This is a genomic window from Pseudomonas sp. HOU2 (genome assembly GCF_040729435.1).
Lineage (GTDB): Bacteria > Pseudomonadota > Gammaproteobacteria > Pseudomonadales > Pseudomonadaceae > Aquipseudomonas.
In genome coordinates this window covers 4,338,490-4,356,460 of record NZ_CP160398.1, presented here as the reverse complement: position 1 = coordinate 4,356,460, position 17,971 = coordinate 4,338,490, and the positions used below count along the sequence as shown (strand labels likewise).

Genomic DNA, 17,971 nt, shown 5'->3' with positions numbered 1-17,971 from the left:
GCGCCAAGGACAGCCGCGGACTAAAAAGGCGCCCGCAGGCGCCTCTCCAGTACTCGAAGCTTAGCGCAGAAAATCAGTGGTGATGGCCACCTTCGCCATGGACGTGGCCATGAGCGATTTCTTCCTGGCTGGCATCACGGATAGCAACGACCTTCACTTTGAAGTTCAGGCGCTGACCAGCCAGTGGGTGGTTGCCGTCGACGGTGACGTCGTCGCCGTCCAGGTCACGGATGGTCACGATCTGCATCTGGCCGTCCGGCGCCGAAGCGTGGAACTGCATGCCGACTTCCAGCTCGTCAACGCCTTCGAACATGCTGCGGCTCAGGGTGCTGACCAGTTCAGCGGCATATTCGCCGTAAGCGTCTTCCGGCTCTACGGACACTTCCAGCTCGTCACCAACAGCTTTGCCTTCCAGAGCTTTTTCCAGGCCCGGGATGATGTTGCCTGCGCCTTGCAGGTAGACCAGCGGAGCGCCGCCGGCGGAGCTGTCGATGACCTCACCAGCGTCGTTGGTCAGGGTATAGTCGATGGAGACAGCCTTATTGGCGGCGATCAGCATGGGGCGAGACCTTTTGCAGAAGAATATAGAAAGGCCAAGTTTAGCGAAGCAATCGCGCGAAAGCGAACACAACCCGGACAAACGGGAATCGACGATCACCGGCTTCCATCAGGATGAAGACGGTCACTGGGTGGCCGAGCTTTCCTGTGGCCACACCCAGCACCTGCGTCACCAGCCGCCGTGGCAATCGCGGGCCTGGGTTCTTGATCCGGCGCAACGTATTGAAAAAATAGGCCAACCCTTTGCCTGCGGTTGGTGCGCACAAGGCTCGGTTAGCGATAACCTTGGCGACTGAATTTCGGTAGGCGATCACGTATGGATCGCCACCATTGCCATGCAACTTTAGAGAATTCGCATGCAAACTTTTTTTATCGCGCCCACCGATTTTGGTGTGGGTCTGACCTCCATCAGCCTCGGGCTGGTGCGTACGCTGGAGCGGGCCGGACTGAAAGTCGGCTTCTTCAAACCGATTGCCCAGCCGCATCCGGGCGACACCGGCCCTGAGCGTTCCACCGAACTGGTGGCGCGCACCCACGGCCTGAAACCGCCGCAACCACTGGGTCTGGCCCACGTCGAGCGGATGCTCGGCGACGGCCAGCTCGATGAACTGCTCGAAGAAATCATCGCCCTCTATCAGCAAGCCGCCATCGGTAAGGACGTGCTGGTGGTCGAAGGCATGGTACCGACCCGCAGCGCCAGTTACGCCGCGCGGGTCAACCTGCACCTGGCCAAGAGCCTGGATGCCGAGGTGATTCTGGTCTCGGCGCCGGAGAATGAAGTGCTCGCCGAACTCTCCGGCCGCGTCGAATTGCAGGCGCAATTGTTCGGCGGCCCGAAAGACCCGAAAGTCCTCGGTGTGATCCTCAACAAGGTCAAGACCGAGGAGAGCATGGATGCTTTCGCCACGCGCCTCAAGGAGCATTCGCCATTACTGCGCAGCGGTGATTTCCGCCTGCTCGGCTGCATTCCGTTCCAGCCCGAACTCAACGCACCGCGCACCCGCGACGTCGCCGACCTGATGGGCGCGCAGGTGCTCAACGCCGGCGATTACGAAACCCGGCGCATGACCAAAATCATCATCTGCGCCCGTACCATGCGCAACACCGTGGAGCTGCTCAAACCCGGCGTGCTGGTGGTGACCCCGGGCGACCGCGACGACATCATTCTTGCGGTCAGCCTCGCGGCGTTGAACGGCGTGCCGCTGGCCGGGCTGTTGCTGACCAGCGATACCCTGCCCGATCCGCGCATCATGGACCTGTGCCGTGGCGCGTTGCAGGCCGGTCTGCCGGTGCTGTCGGTGAGCACCGGTTCCTACGACACCGCTAATCTGCTCAATGGCCTGAACAAGGAAATCCCCATCGATGACCGCGAGCGTGCGGAGATCATCACTGACTTCGTCGCCAGCCATCTCGACGCCAAGTGGCTGCACCAGCGCTGCGGCACACCGCGGGAAATGCGCCTGTCGCCAGCGGTATTCCGTTATCAACTGATCCAGCGCGCGCAGTCGGCGAACAAACGCATCGTCCTGCCCGAGGGCAGCGAGCCGCTCACCGTGCAAGCGGCGGCGATCTGCCAAGAACGCGGCATCGCCCGTTGCGTGCTGCTGGCCAAACCCGAGGACGTCGAAGCGGTGGCCCGCGCTCAGGGCATCGAGTTGCCGCCGGGGCTGGAGATTCTCGATCCGGACCTGATCCGCGAACGCTATATCGAGCCGATGGTCGCCCTGCGCAAGAGCAAGAGCCTCAACGCGCCGATGGCCGAACAGCAGCTGGAAGACACCGTGGTGATCGGCACCATGATGCTCGCGCTGGATGAAGTCGATGGCCTGGTCTCCGGTGTGATCAATACCACCGCCAACACCATCCGCCCGGCGCTGCAACTGATCAAGACCGCACCGGGCTGCACGCTGGTGTCGTCGGTGTTTTTCATGCTGTTCCCCGAAGAAGTGCTGGTCTACGGCGACTGCGTGATGAACCCGCACCCGAGCGCCACCGAACTGGCGGAGATCGCCCTGCAGAGCGCCGATTCCGCAGCGGCATTCGGCATCACCCCGCGCGTGGCGATGATCAGTTACTCCAGCGGCGAATCGGCCACGGGTGAAGAGGTCGAGAAAGTCCGCGAAGCCACCCTGCTCGCCCACGAGCAACAGCATTCGCTGCTGATCGACGGCCCGCTGCAATACGACGCCGCCGCCAACGCAGACGTCGCCCGGCAACTGGCGCCGAACAGCCAGGTGGCCGGTCGCGCCACGGTGTTCGTATTCCCTGACCTCAACACCGGCAACACCACTCACAAAGCCGTGCAACGCAGCGCCGACTGCGTCAGCCTCGGCCCGATGCTGCAAGGCCTGCGCAAACCGGTGAACGATCTGCCGCGCGGCGCGCAGGTCGACGACATCGTCTACACCATCGCCCTGACCGCGATTCAAGCCGCCAACCGACCTATGGATGTGTAAATGCTGGACTTCCTGCCCGCCCCGATTCGCGGCGTGATCGCCGCGCTACTGTTGGCGCTCAATACGATTCTGCTGTGCTCGTTCCTGTTCTGCGTGGCGCTGATCAAAGTGCTGCCGTTCGACCTCGCCCGCCGCGCCTCACTGTGGCTGATGCGCCACACCCACGAAGCCTGGATCAGCAACAACAAAGCCTGGATGAACTTGGTGCGCCGCACCCGCTGGCACATCAGCGGCCTGCAAGGCCTGGACTACCAACACTCGTACCTGATCACCAGCAACCACCAGAGCTGGGTCGACATTCTGGTGCTGCAATACGTGCTCAACCGGCGGATCCAGCCACTGAAATTCTTCCTCAAGCAAGAGCTGATCTGGGTCCCGGTGATCGGTCTGGCCTGGTGGGCGCTGGGCTTCCCGTTCATGAAGCGCTACTCCAAGGCGTACCTGGAAAAGCACCCGGAGAAGAAAGGCAAAGACCTCGAAACCACGCGCAAGACCTGCGCGAAGTTCCGCAACAATCCGGTGGGGATTTTCAACTTCGTCGAAGGCACACGCTTCACCGAAGGCAAGCACGCGCAGCAGCAGTCGCCGTTCAAATACCTGCTCAAACCCAAGGCGGGTGGCATCGCCTTCGTGCTCGATGCGATGGGTGAGCAACTGGAGTCGATCGTCAACGTGACCATCCACTATCCGGGCGGGCGTCCGGGTTTCTGGGATCTGCTGTGCGGCAACGTGCGCGACGTGGTGGTGCACTTTGAAGAGCTGCAGATCCCGCCAGCGTTCATTGGCAAGAACTACGACCAGGACGGCGAATATCGCCTGCAATTCCAGGGCTGGATCAACCAGCTGTGGCAGGACAAGGATGCGCTGCTGGAACAGATGCACCGCGAATTCGCAGACAAACGCTAATCCCCTGTAGGAGTGAGCCTGCTCGCGATAGCGGTGGATCAGCCACTCCAATGTTGAATGACATACCGCTATCGCGAGCAGGCTCACTCCTACAGTTGGGTTGGGTGCGTTCAGTTGGAGATTGGTCGGTTCGCAGGCCACCATCGCTGGCAAGCTCGCTCCCACAAGATCAAGATCAAGATCCAAAGATCCAAAGATCCAAAGATCCAAAGATCGCAGCCTGCGGCAGCTCCTACAGGGAAGATAAGTACAACCCGCACGCGGCGCATGCCGCCCCACTCCAGGATGAGCGCAAGCTCGGCTGTCGCTCTTGATCTTGATCTTGATCTTGATCCACGGGCGACGTCGGAAGGCTGAGCGGAGGGATTGATCCGGGGGTGGGAGCGCAGCGACCGTTTGGCGCAGCCAAACACAGCGAGAGGAGGTGCAGCGAAGCAAACCGTAGGCGCTGCCCCCCCGGATCAATCCCGCAGCGAAGGAACCCCGAGCCCCAGCGAGCGGGCCGAACGCAGGAGCAAGCGTTTTTTTGCTTACTTTTTTTAGGCGTTTGTAAAAAAAGTGAGTCGCCGTAAGGGCGAAACCGCCAGCCGCAGCACCCGAAGAAACGGATATTCACTCAGCCAGACAGAGCATGGTCGCCTATAAGGGCGCCATCGCTGGCAAGCCAGCTCCCACAGTGGAATGAGCTCGCGCAAAAATCGCAGCCAACAAAAAACCCGCCGATGATCACTCACCCGCGGGCCTTTCATTTCCGGCTAACGCTTAGATCGCGCCACGCTGACGCAGCAGATCCAGCACTTGCTTCACGCTCTCTTCCACCGACAACGACTGCGTGTCGATCACCAGATCAGCATTCAGCGGCACGTCATACGGGAACGATTCACCCGGAATATTATCGCCACCCGCAGCATACAAGCCCTGCGGATCACGCTCGCCACACACCGCCGGCGAAGCCTGCACATAAACCGTCAGCAGACGCTCCTTGCCGATCAGATCCTTGGCCTGCTCACGACCTTCGGCGCTCGGCGCCACAAACGCCGCCAGGGTCAACAGACCAGCCTCGTTGAACTGACGCGCCACATGCGCCGCACGCCGCCAGTTCTCGGTACGCCCGGCACGATCCTGCGGCAGCCCCTTGTTCAGGTCGTGACGCAGGTTCTGACCATCGAGCACAAACACCGCACGGCCCATGTCGAACAGTTTGCGCTCGACCGCATAGGCCAGCGTGCTCTTGCCCGCGCCCGACAGACCGCTGAACAGCACGGTAGCTGGCTGCTGGCCGAAGCGCTGGGCACGTTCCTGAGTGGCAACGTGGGCCAGTTTGCCGTGATGCGTCGCGGTACCGTGAGACAGCGGCTGAGCGACGATCATGCCGGCGCCGACGGTGCCGTTGGTCAAACGATCGATGACGATGAACGCGCCAGTGGTGCGGTTGCTGTCGTAACCGTCGAGGGCGATCGGCGCGTCGAGCGCGATCTTCACCTTGCCGATTTCGTTGAGCTGCAACGCGCTCGCCGGGCCTTCTTCGAGGGTGTTGACGTCGACCTTGTTGACGATGCTGGCAATCGAGCCCGGCACATAACTGGTGGCGCGCTTGATGTCGTATTTCTTGCCCGGCAGCATCGGCTCTTCAGCCATCCACACCAGCATCGCTTCGAAGCTGTCGGTGACCGGCGGCACGTTGTCGGCATGCACCAGCAGGTCGCCACGGGAGATGTCGATTTCGTCTTCCATGGTCAGCGTCACCGCTTGACCCGGGCCGGCCTGCTCCAGCTCACCTTCGAAGGTGACAATGGATTTGACGCGGCTGCTCTTGCCCGACGGCAGAACGACCACTTCGTCGCCCTTGTGCACGATGCCGCTGGCCAGCGTGCCGGCGAAACCACGGAAGTTCAGGTTCGGGCGGTTGACGTACTGCACCGGGAAACGCAGATCGGTGAAGTTGCGGTCGCCCGCCACTTCCACGGTCTCGAGAATTTCCATCAGCGACTGACCTTTGTACCAAGGCGAGCGCTCGGACTTGTTCACCACGTTGTCGCCCTTGAGGGCAGACATCGGCACGAAGTGCATGCTGGTCGGCTTCATCTTCAAGCCTTCGGCGAACTTCAGGTAGTCGGCCTTGATCGACTCGAACACGCCTTCATCGAAGTCTTTGAGGTCCATCTTGTTGATGGCGACAACGATGTGCTTGATACCCAGCAAGGAGGCGATGAAGCTGTGGCGACGGGTCTGGGTCTGCACGCCGTAACGCGCGTCGACCAGAATGATCGCCAGGTCACAGGTGGAGGCACCGGTGGCCATGTTGCGGGTGTACTGCTCATGGCCAGGGGTGTCGGCGATGATGAATTTGCGTTTGGCGGTGGAGAAATAGCGGTAGGCGACATCGATGGTGATGCCCTGCTCACGCTCGGCCTGCAGGCCGTCGACCAGCAACGCCAGGTCGATGTCGTCACCGGTGGTGCCGACTTTCTTCGAATCGCGGGTGATGGCTTCCAGGTGATCTTCGTAGATCATCTTGGAGTCGTGCAGCAGGCGCCCGATCAGGGTGCTCTTGCCGTCATCGACGTTACCGCAGGTCAAAAAGCGCAGCAGCTCTTTACGTTCGTGCTGGCCCAGGTAGGCGAGGATGTCCTCGCTGATCAAATCAGATGCGTGCGACATGACAACCCCTTAGAAATAACCCTGACGTTTCTTGTCTTCCATCGAGCCTGCGCCATCGTGGTCGATGACCCGGCCCTGGCGCTCGGAAGTTCGCGTCAGGAGCATTTCCTGAATGATGTCCGTGAGGCTTTCGGCCTCGGACTCCACCGCGCCCGTCAACGGGTAGCAACCAAGGGTACGGAAACGCACTTTCTTTTTGACGATGCGTGCCTTGTCCTCATCGGACAGGTGTTCGAGGATACGCTCGTCGTCGATCATGATCAGCGTGCCGTTCTTCTCGATCACTTCGCGCTCGGCGGCGAAGTACAGCGGCACGATCGGGATGCCTTCGAGGTAGATGTACTGCCAGATGTCCAGCTCGGTCCAGTTCGACAACGGGAACACCCGAATGGATTCGCCCTTGTTGACCTTGCCGTTGTAGACGTTCCACAGCTCAGGGCGCTGGTTTTTCGGGTCCCAGCGGTGCTTGCTGTCGCGGAACGAGTACACACGCTCTTTCGCGCGGGATTTCTCTTCATCGCGACGAGCACCGCCGAACGCGGCGTCGAAACCATGCTTGTCGAGCGCCTGCTTGAGGCCCTCGGTCTTCATGATGTCTGTGTGTTTGGCGCTGCCGTGGGTGAACGGGTTGATGTTCTGCGCCACGCCATCGGGGTTGATGTGGGTGATCAGGTCCAGGCCCAGCTCTTCGACCATCTTGTCGCGGAACTTGTACATCTCCTGGAATTTCCAGCGAGTGTCGACGTGCATCACCGGAAACGGCAGTTTGCCCGGGAAGAACGCCTTGCGTGCCAGATGCAGCATCACGGCGGAGTCTTTACCGATGGAGTACAGCATCACCGGGTTGTCGAACTCGGCGGCCACCTCGCGGATGATGTGGATGCTTTCCGCCTCCAGCTGTTTCAGATGCGTCAGTTTGTCGACCATGGCTACTCACGAAAGCTTTCTTATGAACGGCCAGCGGGCCGTGTTCGAGCGGGGAATCCTAGCACAGCGACCTCTTCTAATCAGGACGCCTACTAGATCGAAAGGGCATATCAATATGCCCACCGGTTTGCCCCCATTTTTCCCTGTAGGAGCTGCCGCAGGCTGCGATCTCTTGATCTTACTTTTAAAAGACAAAGTCAAAAGATCGCAGCCTGCGGCAGCTCCTACAGGGCAGCATTTCAGATCGAGTTCGCCGGAAGTCGTCAGATCGGGTTCGGGCAATCGATGAAGATGTGTTCGAGAGCGAAACGTTTTGCCAGGTAGTCGCCCAGTGCCTGCACGCCATAGCGCTCGGTGGCGTGGTGACCGGCGGCGATGAAGCTGATGTCGTTTTCCCGCGCGCTGTGGAAGGTCTGCTCGGAGGCTTCACCGCTGAGGAACAGATCAACACCCGCCGCCACGCCCTGATCGATATAACCCTGCCCGCCGCCAGTGCACCAGCCGACCCGACGAATCATCGCACTGCCTTCGACCAGCAGCGGCTCGCGGCCCATGACCTCTTGGACCTTGCGCGCGAAATCACGCGGGGTCATCGGCTCATTCAACGAGCCAACCAGTCCGACAATTTTCAGGTTGTCCGGATCCAGTGGCCCTTCAACGGTAATGTCCAGCTGACGCGCCAGCTGCACGTTATTGCCGACTTCCGGGTGCAGATCCAGCGGCAAGTGATAGGCGAGCAGACTGATGTCGTGCTTGAGCAAAGTCTTCAAGCGACGCTGCTTCATGCCGGTGATACACGGGTTCTCGCCCTTCCAGAAATAGCCGTGATGCACCAGCACCAGATCGGCCTCGGCTTCGACTGCGGCATCGAGCAAGGCCTGACTGGCGGTGACGCCACTGACGATGCGCATCACTTGTGGACGGCCTTCGACCTGCAGGCCGTTGGGGCAATAATCGGCGATTTTTGCACTGCCGAGGTAACGGTCGGCTTCTTCGACGAGGGTGCTGAGGGCGACGGCCATGAAAGACTCCTAAATATCCCGTTCAGAGGCGCGCGCGGCCTCGTATAATGCGCGACATTATCGGCGGTCTGCCCCCGCCTGCAACTTTTCCAGGACGTGCTTAATGCTCAAGGCGCTGCGTTTTTTCGGCTGGCCGCTGTTGGCCGGTGTGCTTATCGCTCTGTTGATTATTCAGCGTTACCCGCAGTGGGTCGGGCTGCCGAGCCTCGATGTCAACCTGCAACAGGCCCCGCAAACCACCAGCGTGCAGCAGGGGCCGGTGTCCTATGCCGACGCGGTGACCATCGCCGCACCCTCGGTGGTCAACCTTTACACCACCAAGGTCATCAACAAACCGGCGCACCCGCTGTTTGAAGACCCGCAGTTCCGGCGCTTCTTCGGTGACAACTCGCCGAAGCAGAAACGCATGGAATCGAGCCTCGGTTCCGGGGTGATCATGAGCCCGGAAGGCTACATTCTGACCAATAACCACGTGACCACCGGCGCCGACCAGATCGTGGTGGCACTCAAGGACGGTCGCGAAACCCTCGCCCGCGTCATCGGCAGCGACCCGGAAACCGACCTCGCGGTGCTGAAGATCGATCTGAAAAGTCTCCCGGCGATCACCGTCGGCCGCTCCGACAGCATCCGCATCGGCGACGTCGCACTGGCCATCGGCAACCCATTCGGCGTCGGCCAGACCGTGACCATGGGCATCATCAGCGCCACCGGGCGTAACCAGTTGGGCCTGAACAACTACGAAGACTTCATCCAGACCGACGCGGCGATCAACCCGGGCAACTCCGGCGGCGCACTGGTCGATGCCAACGGCAATCTCACCGGCATCAACACGGCGATCTTCTCCAAGTCCGGCGGCTCGCAGGGCATCGGTTTTGCGATCCCGGTGAAACTGGCGATGGAAGTAATGAAATCGATCATCGAGCACGGTCAGGTGATTCGTGGCTGGCTCGGTATTGAAGTGCAGCCGCTGACCCAGGAACTGGCCGAGTCGTTTGGCCTGTCCGGGCGTCCGGGGATTGTCGTGGCAGGGATCTTCCGCGATGGCCCGGCACAGAAGGCCGGCCTGCAACTGGGTGACGTGATTCTGAGTATCGACGGCGAACCGGCCGGCGATGGCCGCAAGTCCATGAACCAGGTGGCGCGGATCAAACCGACCGACAAGGTCACCATTCAGGTCATGCGCAACGGCAAAGAACTGAAGCTGACCGCTGAAATCGGTCTGCGTCCACCGCCGGCGCCTGTGAAAGAAGAAGAGTAAGCCGCCAGTACAAATCAATGTGGGAGCGAGCCTGCTCGCGAAGAGGTCGTCACAGTCAACAATGATGGTGAATGACAGACCGCTTTCGCGAGCAGGCTCGCTCCCACAGGTTTAGCGGTGTTCTACAGGTCGCCGAGGCCGTCGATCAGCGCCTGGTTCTGCTCCGGCGTGCCAATCGAAATCCGCAGGAACTGGGCAATCCGCTCCTGCTTGAAGTGACGCACGATCACGCCCTGCTCGCGCAGCTTGGACGCCAGCCCCGCGGCATCGTGTTGCGGGTGACGGGCGAAGATGAAGTTGGCCGCCGACGGCAGCACTTCAAAGCCCTTGGCCTGCAACTGCGCAACGACCCACTCGCGACTTTCGATGACCAGACGGCAGGTCTTGTCGAAATACTCGCGATCCTCGAACGCCGCCGCAGCCCCGACAATCGCCAGACGATCCAGCGGGTAGGAGTTGAAGCTGTTCTTGATCCGCTCCAGCGCTTCGATCAGATCCGGGTGCCCCACCGCCAGACCGACGCGCAGGCCTGCCAGCGAACGGGACTTGGACAGCGTCTGGGTCACCAGCAGATTCGGATAACGATCCACCAGACTGATCGCGGTTTCGCCGCCGAAGTCGATGTAGGCCTCATCCACCACAACCACCGAATCCGGGCTGGCCTTGAGGATCTGCTCGACCGCCTCCAGCGCCAACAGGCAACCGGTCGGTGCGTTCGGGTTCGGGAAGATGATCCCGCCGTTCGGCTTGGCGTAGTCCGCCGGGTTGATCTGGAACTGCGCGTCCAGCGGCACCGCATCGAACTGGATACCGTACAGACCGCAATACACCGGATAGAAGCTATAGCTGATGTCCGGAAACAGCAGCGGCTGCTCGTGTTGCAACAGACCGTGGAAGATGTGCGCGAGCACTTCGTCCGAGCCGTTGCCGAGGAATACTTGATTGCTCTGTACGCCGTAGTAGTGGGCGACGGCGGTTTTCAGCAGATCGCTGTTCGGGTCCGGGTACAGGCGCAGATTGTCGTTGAGTTCGGTCTGCATCGCCGCCAGGGCTTTTGGCGACGGGCCGTAGGGGTTTTCGTTGGTGTTGAGCTTGACCAGTCTGGTCAGCTTCGGCTGTTCGCCCGGCACATACGGCACCAGATCCTTGACGAACGGGCTCCAGAATTTACTCATGTTCACTCCCCCTGCCCTGGCAGAAAGTCTGCGTCTTTGATGCGGTATTCGGCGCTGCGTGCGTGCGCGCTGAGGGATTCGCCACGGGCCAGCACCGAAGCGGTCTTGCCCAGCTCGGAAGCACCGGCCTCGGAGCAGAAGATGATCGACGAACGTTTCTGGAAGTCGTACACGCCCAGCGGTGAGGAGAAACGCGCGGTGCCGGACGTCGGCAACACGTGGTTCGGGCCGGCGCAGTAGTCGCCCAGCGCTTCGGAAGTGTGGCGGCCCATGAAGATCGCGCCGGCGTGACGGATCTGCGGCAACCAGGCCTGCGGGTCGGCGACCGACAGTTCAAGGTGTTCCGGGGCAATGCGGTTGGCCACTTCGATGGCTTGCGCCATGTCGCGCACGTGGATCAGCGCACCGCGACCATTGATCGAGGTTTCGATGATGGTTGCGCGGTCCATGGTCGGCAGCAGTTTGTCGATGCTCGCGGCGACCTTGTCGAGGAATTCGGCATCCGGGCTGACCAGAATTGCCTGGGCGTCTTCGTCGTGTTCGGCCTGGGAGAACAGGTCCATGGCGATCCAGTCCGGATCGGTCTGACCGTCGCACACTACGAGGATTTCCGACGGGCCGGCGATCATGTCGATGCCGACCTGACCGAACACGTGACGCTTGGCGGTGGCCACATAGATGTTGCCCGGGCCGACGACCTTGTCCACCTGCGGCACGCTTTCAGTGCCATAGGCCAGTGCAGCAACCGCTTGTGCGCCGCCGATGGTGAACACCCGGTCGACGCCGGCAATGCACGCCGCCGCCAGCACCAGCTCGTTGATTTCGCCGCGCGGGGTCGGCACCACCATGACCACTTCGGTCACGCCGGCGACCTTGGCCGGAATCGCGTTCATCAGCACCGACGACGGGTACGACGCCTTGCCGCCCGGCACGTAGAGGCCAGCGCGATCCAGCGGCGTGACCTTCTGCCCGAGCACGGTGCCGTCAGCCTCGGTGTAGCTCCAGGAGTCCTGCTTCTGTTTTTCGTGGTAGCTGCGCACCCGCGCCGCGGCTTTTTCCAGCGCTTCGCGCTGTGCCACGGTGATGCGGGTCAGGGCCAGTTCCAGGCGCTCGCGCGGCAGGATCAAGTCAGCCATCGAGGCGACTTCGAGGCCGTCGAACTTCTGGGTGAACTCGACCAGCGCCGCGTCACCGCGCTCGCGCACCGCCTTGATGATGTCCAGCACGCGCTGATTGACCGAGTCGTCAGACACACTTTCCCAGCTCAGCAGATGATCCAGATGATGCGCGAAATCCGGGTCAGCAGCGTTGAGTCGGCGAATTGCAGTCGGTGCGGTCATAGCGAGAGCCTCATAGGAATGGCGAAAAACTCAGGCGCCCGAAACTATCATTCGATCCGCTTGGGCACCTGAGAATTCTGGCTATGAGGCGGATAGACGGCGCGACCAGGGGTCGCGCAGGTACATCAGCCGCGGTGTCGCGATTCCACTGCGTTGCGCAGGGTATCGATCAACGCCTGGATTCGGGCGTGTTGCATCTTCATCGAAGCCTTGTTGACCACCAGGCGCGAGCTGATCGTGGCGATCAGTTCCTGAGGTTCCAGGCCATTGGCACGCAGGGTGTTGCCGGTGTCGACCACGTCGATGATCTTGTCGGCCAGACCGATCAGCGGCGCCAGCTCCATCGAGCCGTAGAGCTTGATGATGTCGACCTGACGGCCCTGTTCGGCGTAGTAACGCTTGGCGACGTTGACGAACTTGGTCGCCACGCGCAGACGGCCCTTGGGCTCGGCCGCGCCGATCTTGCCGGCGGTCATCAGCTTGCACTGGGCAATCTGCAGATCCAGAGGCTCGTACAGGCCCTGGCCGGTGTATTCCATCAGCACGTCTTTACCGGCGACGCCGAGGTCGGCCGCGCCATGCTCGACATAGGTCGGCACGTCGGTGGCACGCACGATCAACAGACGTACGTCATCCTGAGTGGTGGGGATGATCAGCTTGCGGCTCTTGTCCGGATTCTCGGTCGGCACGATGCCGGCTTCAGCGAGAAGCGGCAGGGTGTCGTCAAGGATGCGGCCCTTGGACAGTGCGATGGTCAACATGGGAAACGTCAGTCCTTATCAAGGTACTCATGTCCGGTCGCAATCGGCGCCGGACACACATCGAGCCGGTAACCGGCTCGACTCGAAACGAATTCAGTGGACACCTCCCTGTGTCCAGTGCAGCAATCAGCCCGGAACGCGACGGATCTTGGCGCCCAGCATCTGCAGTTTTTCTTCGATGCACTCGTAACCACGGTCAATGTGGTAGATGCGGTCGATCAGGGTGTCGCCTTCGGCCACCAGTGCCGAGATCACCAGGCTGGCCGAAGCACGCAGGTCGGTGGCCATCACTGGCGCGCCCTTCAGGACTTCAGTACCGGTGACGATCGCAGTGTTGCCTTCGACCTGGATCTTGGCGCCCATGCGGTGCAGTTCGTACACGTGCATGAAACGGTTTTCGAAGATCGTCTCGATCACCGCACCAGTGCCTTCGGCAATGGCGTTGAGCGAGATGAACTGCGCCTGCATGTCGGTCGGGAACGCCGGGTACGGCGCGGTGCGCACGTTGACCGCTTTCGGGCGCTTGCCGTGCATGTTCAGCTCGATCCAGTCGTCACCGCTGGTGACTTCGGCGCCGGCTTCACGGAGCTTTTCCAGAACGGCTTCGAGGATGGTCGGATCGGTGTCCTTGACCTTCACACGGCCACCGGTGACCGCAGCGGCCACCAGGTAGGTGCCGGTTTCGATCCGGTCAGGCATGACTTTGTAGAAGCACGAACCCAGACGCTCGACGCCATCGATGGTGATGGTGTCGGTGCCGGCGCCGGAAACCTTGGCGCCCATGGCGTTGAGGAAGTTCGCCAGGTCAACCACTTCAGGCTCACGCGCAGCGTTCTGCAGCACGCTGCGGCCCTTGGCCAGGGCCGCTGCCATCATGATGTTTTCGGTACCGGTCACACTGACGGTATCGAAGAAGAAGCTGGCGCCGCGCAGGCCGCCTTCAGGCGCCTTGGCCTTGATGTAACCGCCTTCGACGTCGATCACCGCGCCCATGGCTTCGAGGCCACGAATGTGCAGGTCAACCGGACGCGAACCGATGGCGCAACCGCCAGGCAGGGCGACTTCGGCTTCACCGAAACGCGCAACCATCGGGCCCAGCACCAGGATCGAGGCACGCATGGTTTTCACCAGTTCGTACGGCGCGATCAGGGTCTTGATGGTGCGTGGGTCGATTTCGACGCTGAGTTTTTCGTCGATCACCGGCTCGATGCCCATGCGACCGAACAGCTCAATCATGGTGGTGATGTCGTGCAGGTGCGGCAGGTTGCCGACGGTCACCGGGCCATCGCACAGCAGGGTGGCGGCCAGAATCGGCAGGGCGGAGTTCTTCGCCCCGGAGATACGGATTTCGCCATCAAGACGAACGCCACCGGTAATAATCAATTTATCCATAAGAATCTCGACGCCCTTGGGCTCAGGTGCGCTCGGCCCAGGCCGCGCTGCTGAAAAATTTCATAGTGACCGCGTGGATGCTGCCATCGGCGATCCACGGGTTCAAATGGGCATAAATGCTCTGCTGACGCTTGACCGGGCTCAATGCCGCCAGTTCATCGCTGATCACGTTCAGCTGAAAGTTGCAGCCTTCGCCTTCAACTTCCACCTGCGTTCCTGGCAGCTTTCCTTCAAGGAAGCTCTTCACTTCTACGGCCTGCATGCTCAACCTCAATCGGCGCCCTGTGCGCACGGGTCGGACATCATACAAAAAAGCCCCGCGCCTGCGAACCCCGCATTGGCAGGACTCTGACGGGGGGCTTCTTTATCGATGCGGGTTCAGGGGTGCGCCAGCAACTCGGTTAGTTCACTGACCTGAGCGATTTCGCGCATGTCTTCCGGCATCGCGCGGATGCTGACGGCCTTCCCGGCCGCCTGGGCATCACGCATGAAGCACAGCAGCAAGGACAAACCGACGCTGCTGGACTTCTTCACTGCCGAACAATCGATGACCAGCGCTGCCGCCTTGCTGGACTTGATCAGCGCCTGGCCTTCCTTGCGCAGGTCGGGACCCGTGCGGTAATCCAGCACTCCACTGAGCAATAGCTCGTCGACGTCACTCATACGAACTGCCGCCTCATTCATTGCGCTGGCTTCGCGGCAGCTTTGTCGGTTTCTTCCTTGGCTTTGGCGACTTCGCCGGCCCAACCATTGATGGTCTTGTCCAGATCGTTGCCATTGCGCTGCATTGCGTCGGCGAACTGATCACGGAACAGCTTGCCGATGTTGATGCCGTTGATGATCACATTGCGCAGTTTCCACTCGCCATTGATCTTCTCCAGCGTGTACTGCACAGGGTAGATCGCGCCGTTGTTGCCCTTGACGGTCATGCCGACGCTGGTGCGATCGCCGGACTCATCCTTGGCCGGATCAACGGTAATGCCCTGGTTGTTGTATTCGAGCAAGGCATTGCCATAGAACTGGAACAGGCCGCGCTTGAAGTTTTCCTGGAAGGTCTGCATCTGCGCCGGCGTGGCCTTGCGCGAGTACTTGACCGTCATGATGCTCTTGGAAATGCCTTCGGCATCCACCACAGGTCCGACGATGGTGTTCAGCGCCGTGTAGAAATCCTGCGGATCCTGCTTGTACTTTTCTTTATTGGCCGACAGGTCGGCCAGCATCCGGTTCGTGGTGTCCTGAATCAGGTCGTGTGCCGACTGTCCAGGCGCAGCGTTAGCCAGCAGTGGCAGGGCCGCGAGCAACACCAACAGGCCACGTCGCAAGGTAGAGATCATTCAAAAGCTCCTCATTTGGCGTCTTTGCTAACGGTATTGAGCAGGAATTTACCGATCAGGTCTTCCAGTACCAGAGACGACTGCGTGTCGTGGATGGTTCCACCATCCTTCAGACGGGTGTCTTCCCCGCCCACGCTGATACCGATGTACTTCTCGCCCAACAGGCCAGCGGTCAGGATAGACGCTGTGGAGTCGGTCGGCAGGTTGTCGACCTTTTTATCCACTTGCAGGGTTACCCGACCGGTGAAGCTGTCGCGATCCAGATCGATGGCCGTGACCTTGCCAATGGTCACACCGGCCATGGTCACTTTGGCTCTGACCGTCAAACCGGCGATATTGTCGAAGTAGGCATACAGTTTATAGGTGTCGGTGGTCGAAGTCGGAGACAGGCCACTGACCCGCAGAGCAAGCAGCAACAAAGCCAGGATCCCTGCCAGCAGGAACAGGCCGACACCGATTTCCAGGGTGCGGTTTTGCATCAGAAATCTCCAAACATCAAAGCGGTCAGAATAAAGTCCAGGCCCAGTACTGCCAGCGAGGCGAATACCACGGTCTTGGTAGTGGCGCGACTGATGCCCTCGGAAGTGGGCTCACAGTCATAGCCTTGGAAAACGGCAATCCAGGTCACGACGAAGGCGAAAACGATACTTTTGATGACGCCGTTGAGCACATCGCTGGTGAAGTTCACGCTGTTCTGCATGTTCGCCCAGTAGGAGCCTTCATACACGCCAAGCCAGTCGACAGCCACCCACGAACCGCCCCAGATCCCCACCACGCTGAAAATCATCGCCAGTACCGGCAGGGAAATGAAACCGGCCCACAGACGCGGGGCAATAATGTATTTGAGCGGATCGACACCGATCATTTCCAGGCTGGAAAGCTGTTCGGTGGACTTCATGTTGCCGATTTCCGCGGTCAGCGCCGAACCGGCACGCCCGGCAAACAGCAACGCCGTCACCACCGGTCCCAGTTCACGCAGCAACGTCAGGGCGACCATCTGCCCCACGGCCTGCTCCGAACCGTAGCTCGACAGAATACTGAAGCCCTGCAGCGCCAGCACCATACCGATGAAAATCCCCGACACGACGATGATCACCAGCGACATCACGCCAACCGAATGCAGTTGCTTGACCAGCAGACCGAATCCGCCGCTGATGCCGCCGCGACCGAGCAGGGCGTGAAACAGGAACAGGGTCGCGCGACCGAACACCGCGACGGCGTCGATCGCCGCCTCGCCGAACCGGCGCACGCGTTCTATCAATGAAATTCTGCGCATCAGCGCTTCCCCAGAAGATCTGCGCGGTAATCCGTCGCTGGAAAATGATACGGCACCGGGCCATCGGGGTTGCCGGTCATGAACTGGCGAATACGCGGCTCATCCGAATTCATCAATTCGTCCGGCGTGCCCTGCCCCAGCACCTGACCATCACCCACTACATAGATGTAGTCAGCGATGCTGGCGGTTTCGGCCAGATCGTGAGAGACCACGATACTGGTGATTCCCAACGCGTCGTTGAGCAGACGGATCAGGCGTACCAGCACGCCCATGGCGATCGGATCCTGGCCGACGAAAGGCTCGTCATACATGAGAATCTGCGGATCGAGCGCAATCGCCCGGGCCAGCGCCACCCGGCGCTTCATGCCGCCGGACAGCTCGTCGGGCATCAACTCGATGGCACCGCGCAAGCCGACCGCCTGCAATTTGAGCAGGACGATGTCGCGGATCATTTCATCCGGCAATTGGGTATGAACGCGCAGGGGGAACGCGACGTTCTCGAAGACATCGAGATCGGTGAACAGCGCGCCGCTCTGAAACAGCACACCCATGTGCTTGCGCGCATCGAACAGATCACTGCGCGACAGTGTCGGCAGGTTCTGGCCGTTGACCCAGACTTCGCCGCTGGAAGGACGCAACTGCGCACCCATCAAGCGCAACAAAGTGGTCTTGCCGCACCCGGAAGGTCCCATGATGCCGGTAACCTTGCCACGCGGGATGCGAATATCGACGTTATTGAAAATGCTGCGCGCACCGCGCTTGAAGGAGACTCCCTTCAGCTCGACCGCGTAGGCGTTATCGGCACTCATCTAAACTCCTTGCGATGCAGCCTCTCACTCGGACGCCTGGCTTTCCTTGGAAAGCACATACCTCCCGGGCAGGCCGAACTGGCGGCGAACTATATC

The 17,971-nt window shown here is 60.7% G+C and carries 18 protein-coding genes; 4 read left to right on the top strand and 14 right to left on the bottom strand.

What is annotated here, in order from left to right; genetic code table 11:
* Positions 1–73: 73 nt before the first annotated feature.
* Positions 74–559, bottom strand: a complete 486-nt coding sequence (locus ABV589_RS19585; RefSeq protein WP_367083135.1) for a peptidylprolyl isomerase — start codon at positions 557–559, stop codon at positions 74–76.
* Here ABV589_RS19585 and ABV589_RS19580 point away from each other — a divergent pair.
* From ABV589_RS19580 to ABV589_RS19570, 3 genes are read left to right on the top strand one after another with little or no spacing between them, the layout of a single operon-like run.
* Positions 528–854 carry a DUF3565 domain-containing protein gene (locus ABV589_RS19580; RefSeq protein ID WP_367083133.1) on the top strand — a complete coding sequence of 109 codons (327 nt, stop codon included), beginning with the start codon at positions 528–530 and terminating at the stop codon, positions 852–854. The two genes, ABV589_RS19585 and ABV589_RS19580, sit on opposite strands and share 32 nt — an antisense overlap.
* Positions 855–914: 60 nt before the next feature.
* Complete coding sequence (pta, locus tag ABV589_RS19575) at positions 915–3,014, top strand: phosphate acetyltransferase (RefSeq protein ID WP_367083131.1); 2,100 nt, start codon at positions 915–917, stop codon at positions 3,012–3,014.
* On the top strand, positions 3,015–3,920 hold the full coding sequence (locus ABV589_RS19570; protein ID WP_367083129.1) for an acyltransferase: 906 nt from the start codon (positions 3,015–3,017) through the stop codon (positions 3,918–3,920).
* A gap of 762 nt (positions 3,921–4,682) precedes the next feature.
* Here the strand turns inward: ABV589_RS19570 and cysN are convergent.
* From cysN to ABV589_RS19555, 3 genes are all read right to left on the bottom strand, one after another.
* Entirely contained in the window at positions 4,683–6,581 is a 1,899-nt protein-coding gene (gene cysN / locus ABV589_RS19565; protein ID WP_367083128.1) for a sulfate adenylyltransferase subunit CysN, read from the bottom strand.
* A gap of 9 nt (positions 6,582–6,590) precedes the next feature.
* Positions 6,591–7,508: a sulfate adenylyltransferase subunit CysD gene (gene cysD / locus ABV589_RS19560; protein WP_007912374.1), complete on the bottom strand. Its 918-nt coding sequence runs from the start codon at positions 7,506–7,508 to the stop codon at positions 6,591–6,593.
* A gap of 263 nt (positions 7,509–7,771) precedes the next feature.
* Positions 7,772–8,530, bottom strand: a complete 759-nt coding sequence (locus ABV589_RS19555) for a Nif3-like dinuclear metal center hexameric protein (protein WP_003221714.1) — start codon at positions 8,528–8,530, stop codon at positions 7,772–7,774.
* 103 nt (positions 8,531–8,633) lie between these two features.
* Between ABV589_RS19555 and algW the strand changes: the two genes are divergently transcribed.
* Complete coding sequence (algW, locus tag ABV589_RS19550; protein WP_367083126.1) at positions 8,634–9,788, top strand: Do family serine endopeptidase AlgW; 1,155 nt, start codon at positions 8,634–8,636, stop codon at positions 9,786–9,788.
* A gap of 122 nt (positions 9,789–9,910) precedes the next feature.
* On the opposite strand, the gene hisC is transcribed toward algW, so the two are convergent.
* From hisC to ABV589_RS19500, 10 genes are all read right to left on the bottom strand, one after another.
* Positions 9,911–10,963 carry a histidinol-phosphate transaminase gene (hisC, locus tag ABV589_RS19545; RefSeq protein WP_367083124.1) on the bottom strand — a complete coding sequence of 351 codons (1,053 nt, stop codon included), beginning with the start codon at positions 10,961–10,963 and terminating at the stop codon, positions 9,911–9,913.
* 2 nt (positions 10,964–10,965) lie between these two features.
* Complete coding sequence (hisD, locus tag ABV589_RS19540) at positions 10,966–12,303, bottom strand: histidinol dehydrogenase (RefSeq protein ID WP_007967227.1); 1,338 nt, start codon at positions 12,301–12,303, stop codon at positions 10,966–10,968.
* Between the two features lie 125 nt (positions 12,304–12,428).
* Positions 12,429–13,064 carry an ATP phosphoribosyltransferase gene (gene hisG / locus ABV589_RS19535; RefSeq protein WP_007967226.1) on the bottom strand — a complete coding sequence of 212 codons (636 nt, stop codon included), beginning with the start codon at positions 13,062–13,064 and terminating at the stop codon, positions 12,429–12,431.
* A gap of 126 nt (positions 13,065–13,190) precedes the next feature.
* Positions 13,191–14,456 carry a UDP-N-acetylglucosamine 1-carboxyvinyltransferase gene (gene murA, locus ABV589_RS19530; protein ID WP_047291321.1) on the bottom strand — a complete coding sequence of 422 codons (1,266 nt, stop codon included), beginning with the start codon at positions 14,454–14,456 and terminating at the stop codon, positions 13,191–13,193.
* A gap of 22 nt (positions 14,457–14,478) precedes the next feature.
* A complete protein-coding gene (locus ABV589_RS19525; RefSeq protein WP_007953556.1) occupies positions 14,479–14,718 on the bottom strand; it encodes a BolA family protein in 240 nt (79 codons plus the stop codon).
* A gap of 116 nt (positions 14,719–14,834) precedes the next feature.
* Entirely contained in the window at positions 14,835–15,140 is a 306-nt protein-coding gene (locus ABV589_RS19520; RefSeq protein ID WP_025109450.1) for an STAS domain-containing protein, read from the bottom strand.
* Positions 15,137–15,790 (bottom strand): phospholipid-binding protein MlaC, encoded by a 654-nt coding sequence (locus tag ABV589_RS19515; RefSeq protein WP_007967223.1) that lies wholly within the window; start codon positions 15,788–15,790, stop codon positions 15,137–15,139. The genes ABV589_RS19520 and ABV589_RS19515 overlap by 4 nt, the downstream gene beginning before the upstream one ends.
* 11 nt (positions 15,791–15,801) lie before the next feature.
* Positions 15,802–16,269, bottom strand: a complete 468-nt coding sequence (mlaD, locus tag ABV589_RS19510; RefSeq protein ID WP_007967220.1) for an outer membrane lipid asymmetry maintenance protein MlaD — start codon at positions 16,267–16,269, stop codon at positions 15,802–15,804.
* On the bottom strand, positions 16,269–17,066 hold the full coding sequence (mlaE, locus tag ABV589_RS19505) for a lipid asymmetry maintenance ABC transporter permease subunit MlaE (RefSeq protein ID WP_003221704.1): 798 nt from the start codon (positions 17,064–17,066) through the stop codon (positions 16,269–16,271). Before mlaE ends, mlaD begins: the two co-directional genes overlap by 1 nt.
* Entirely contained in the window at positions 17,066–17,875 is an 810-nt protein-coding gene (locus tag ABV589_RS19500; RefSeq protein ID WP_003221703.1) for an ATP-binding cassette domain-containing protein, read from the bottom strand. Before ABV589_RS19500 ends, mlaE begins: the two co-directional genes overlap by 1 nt.
* Positions 17,876–17,971: the final 96 nt, after the last annotated feature.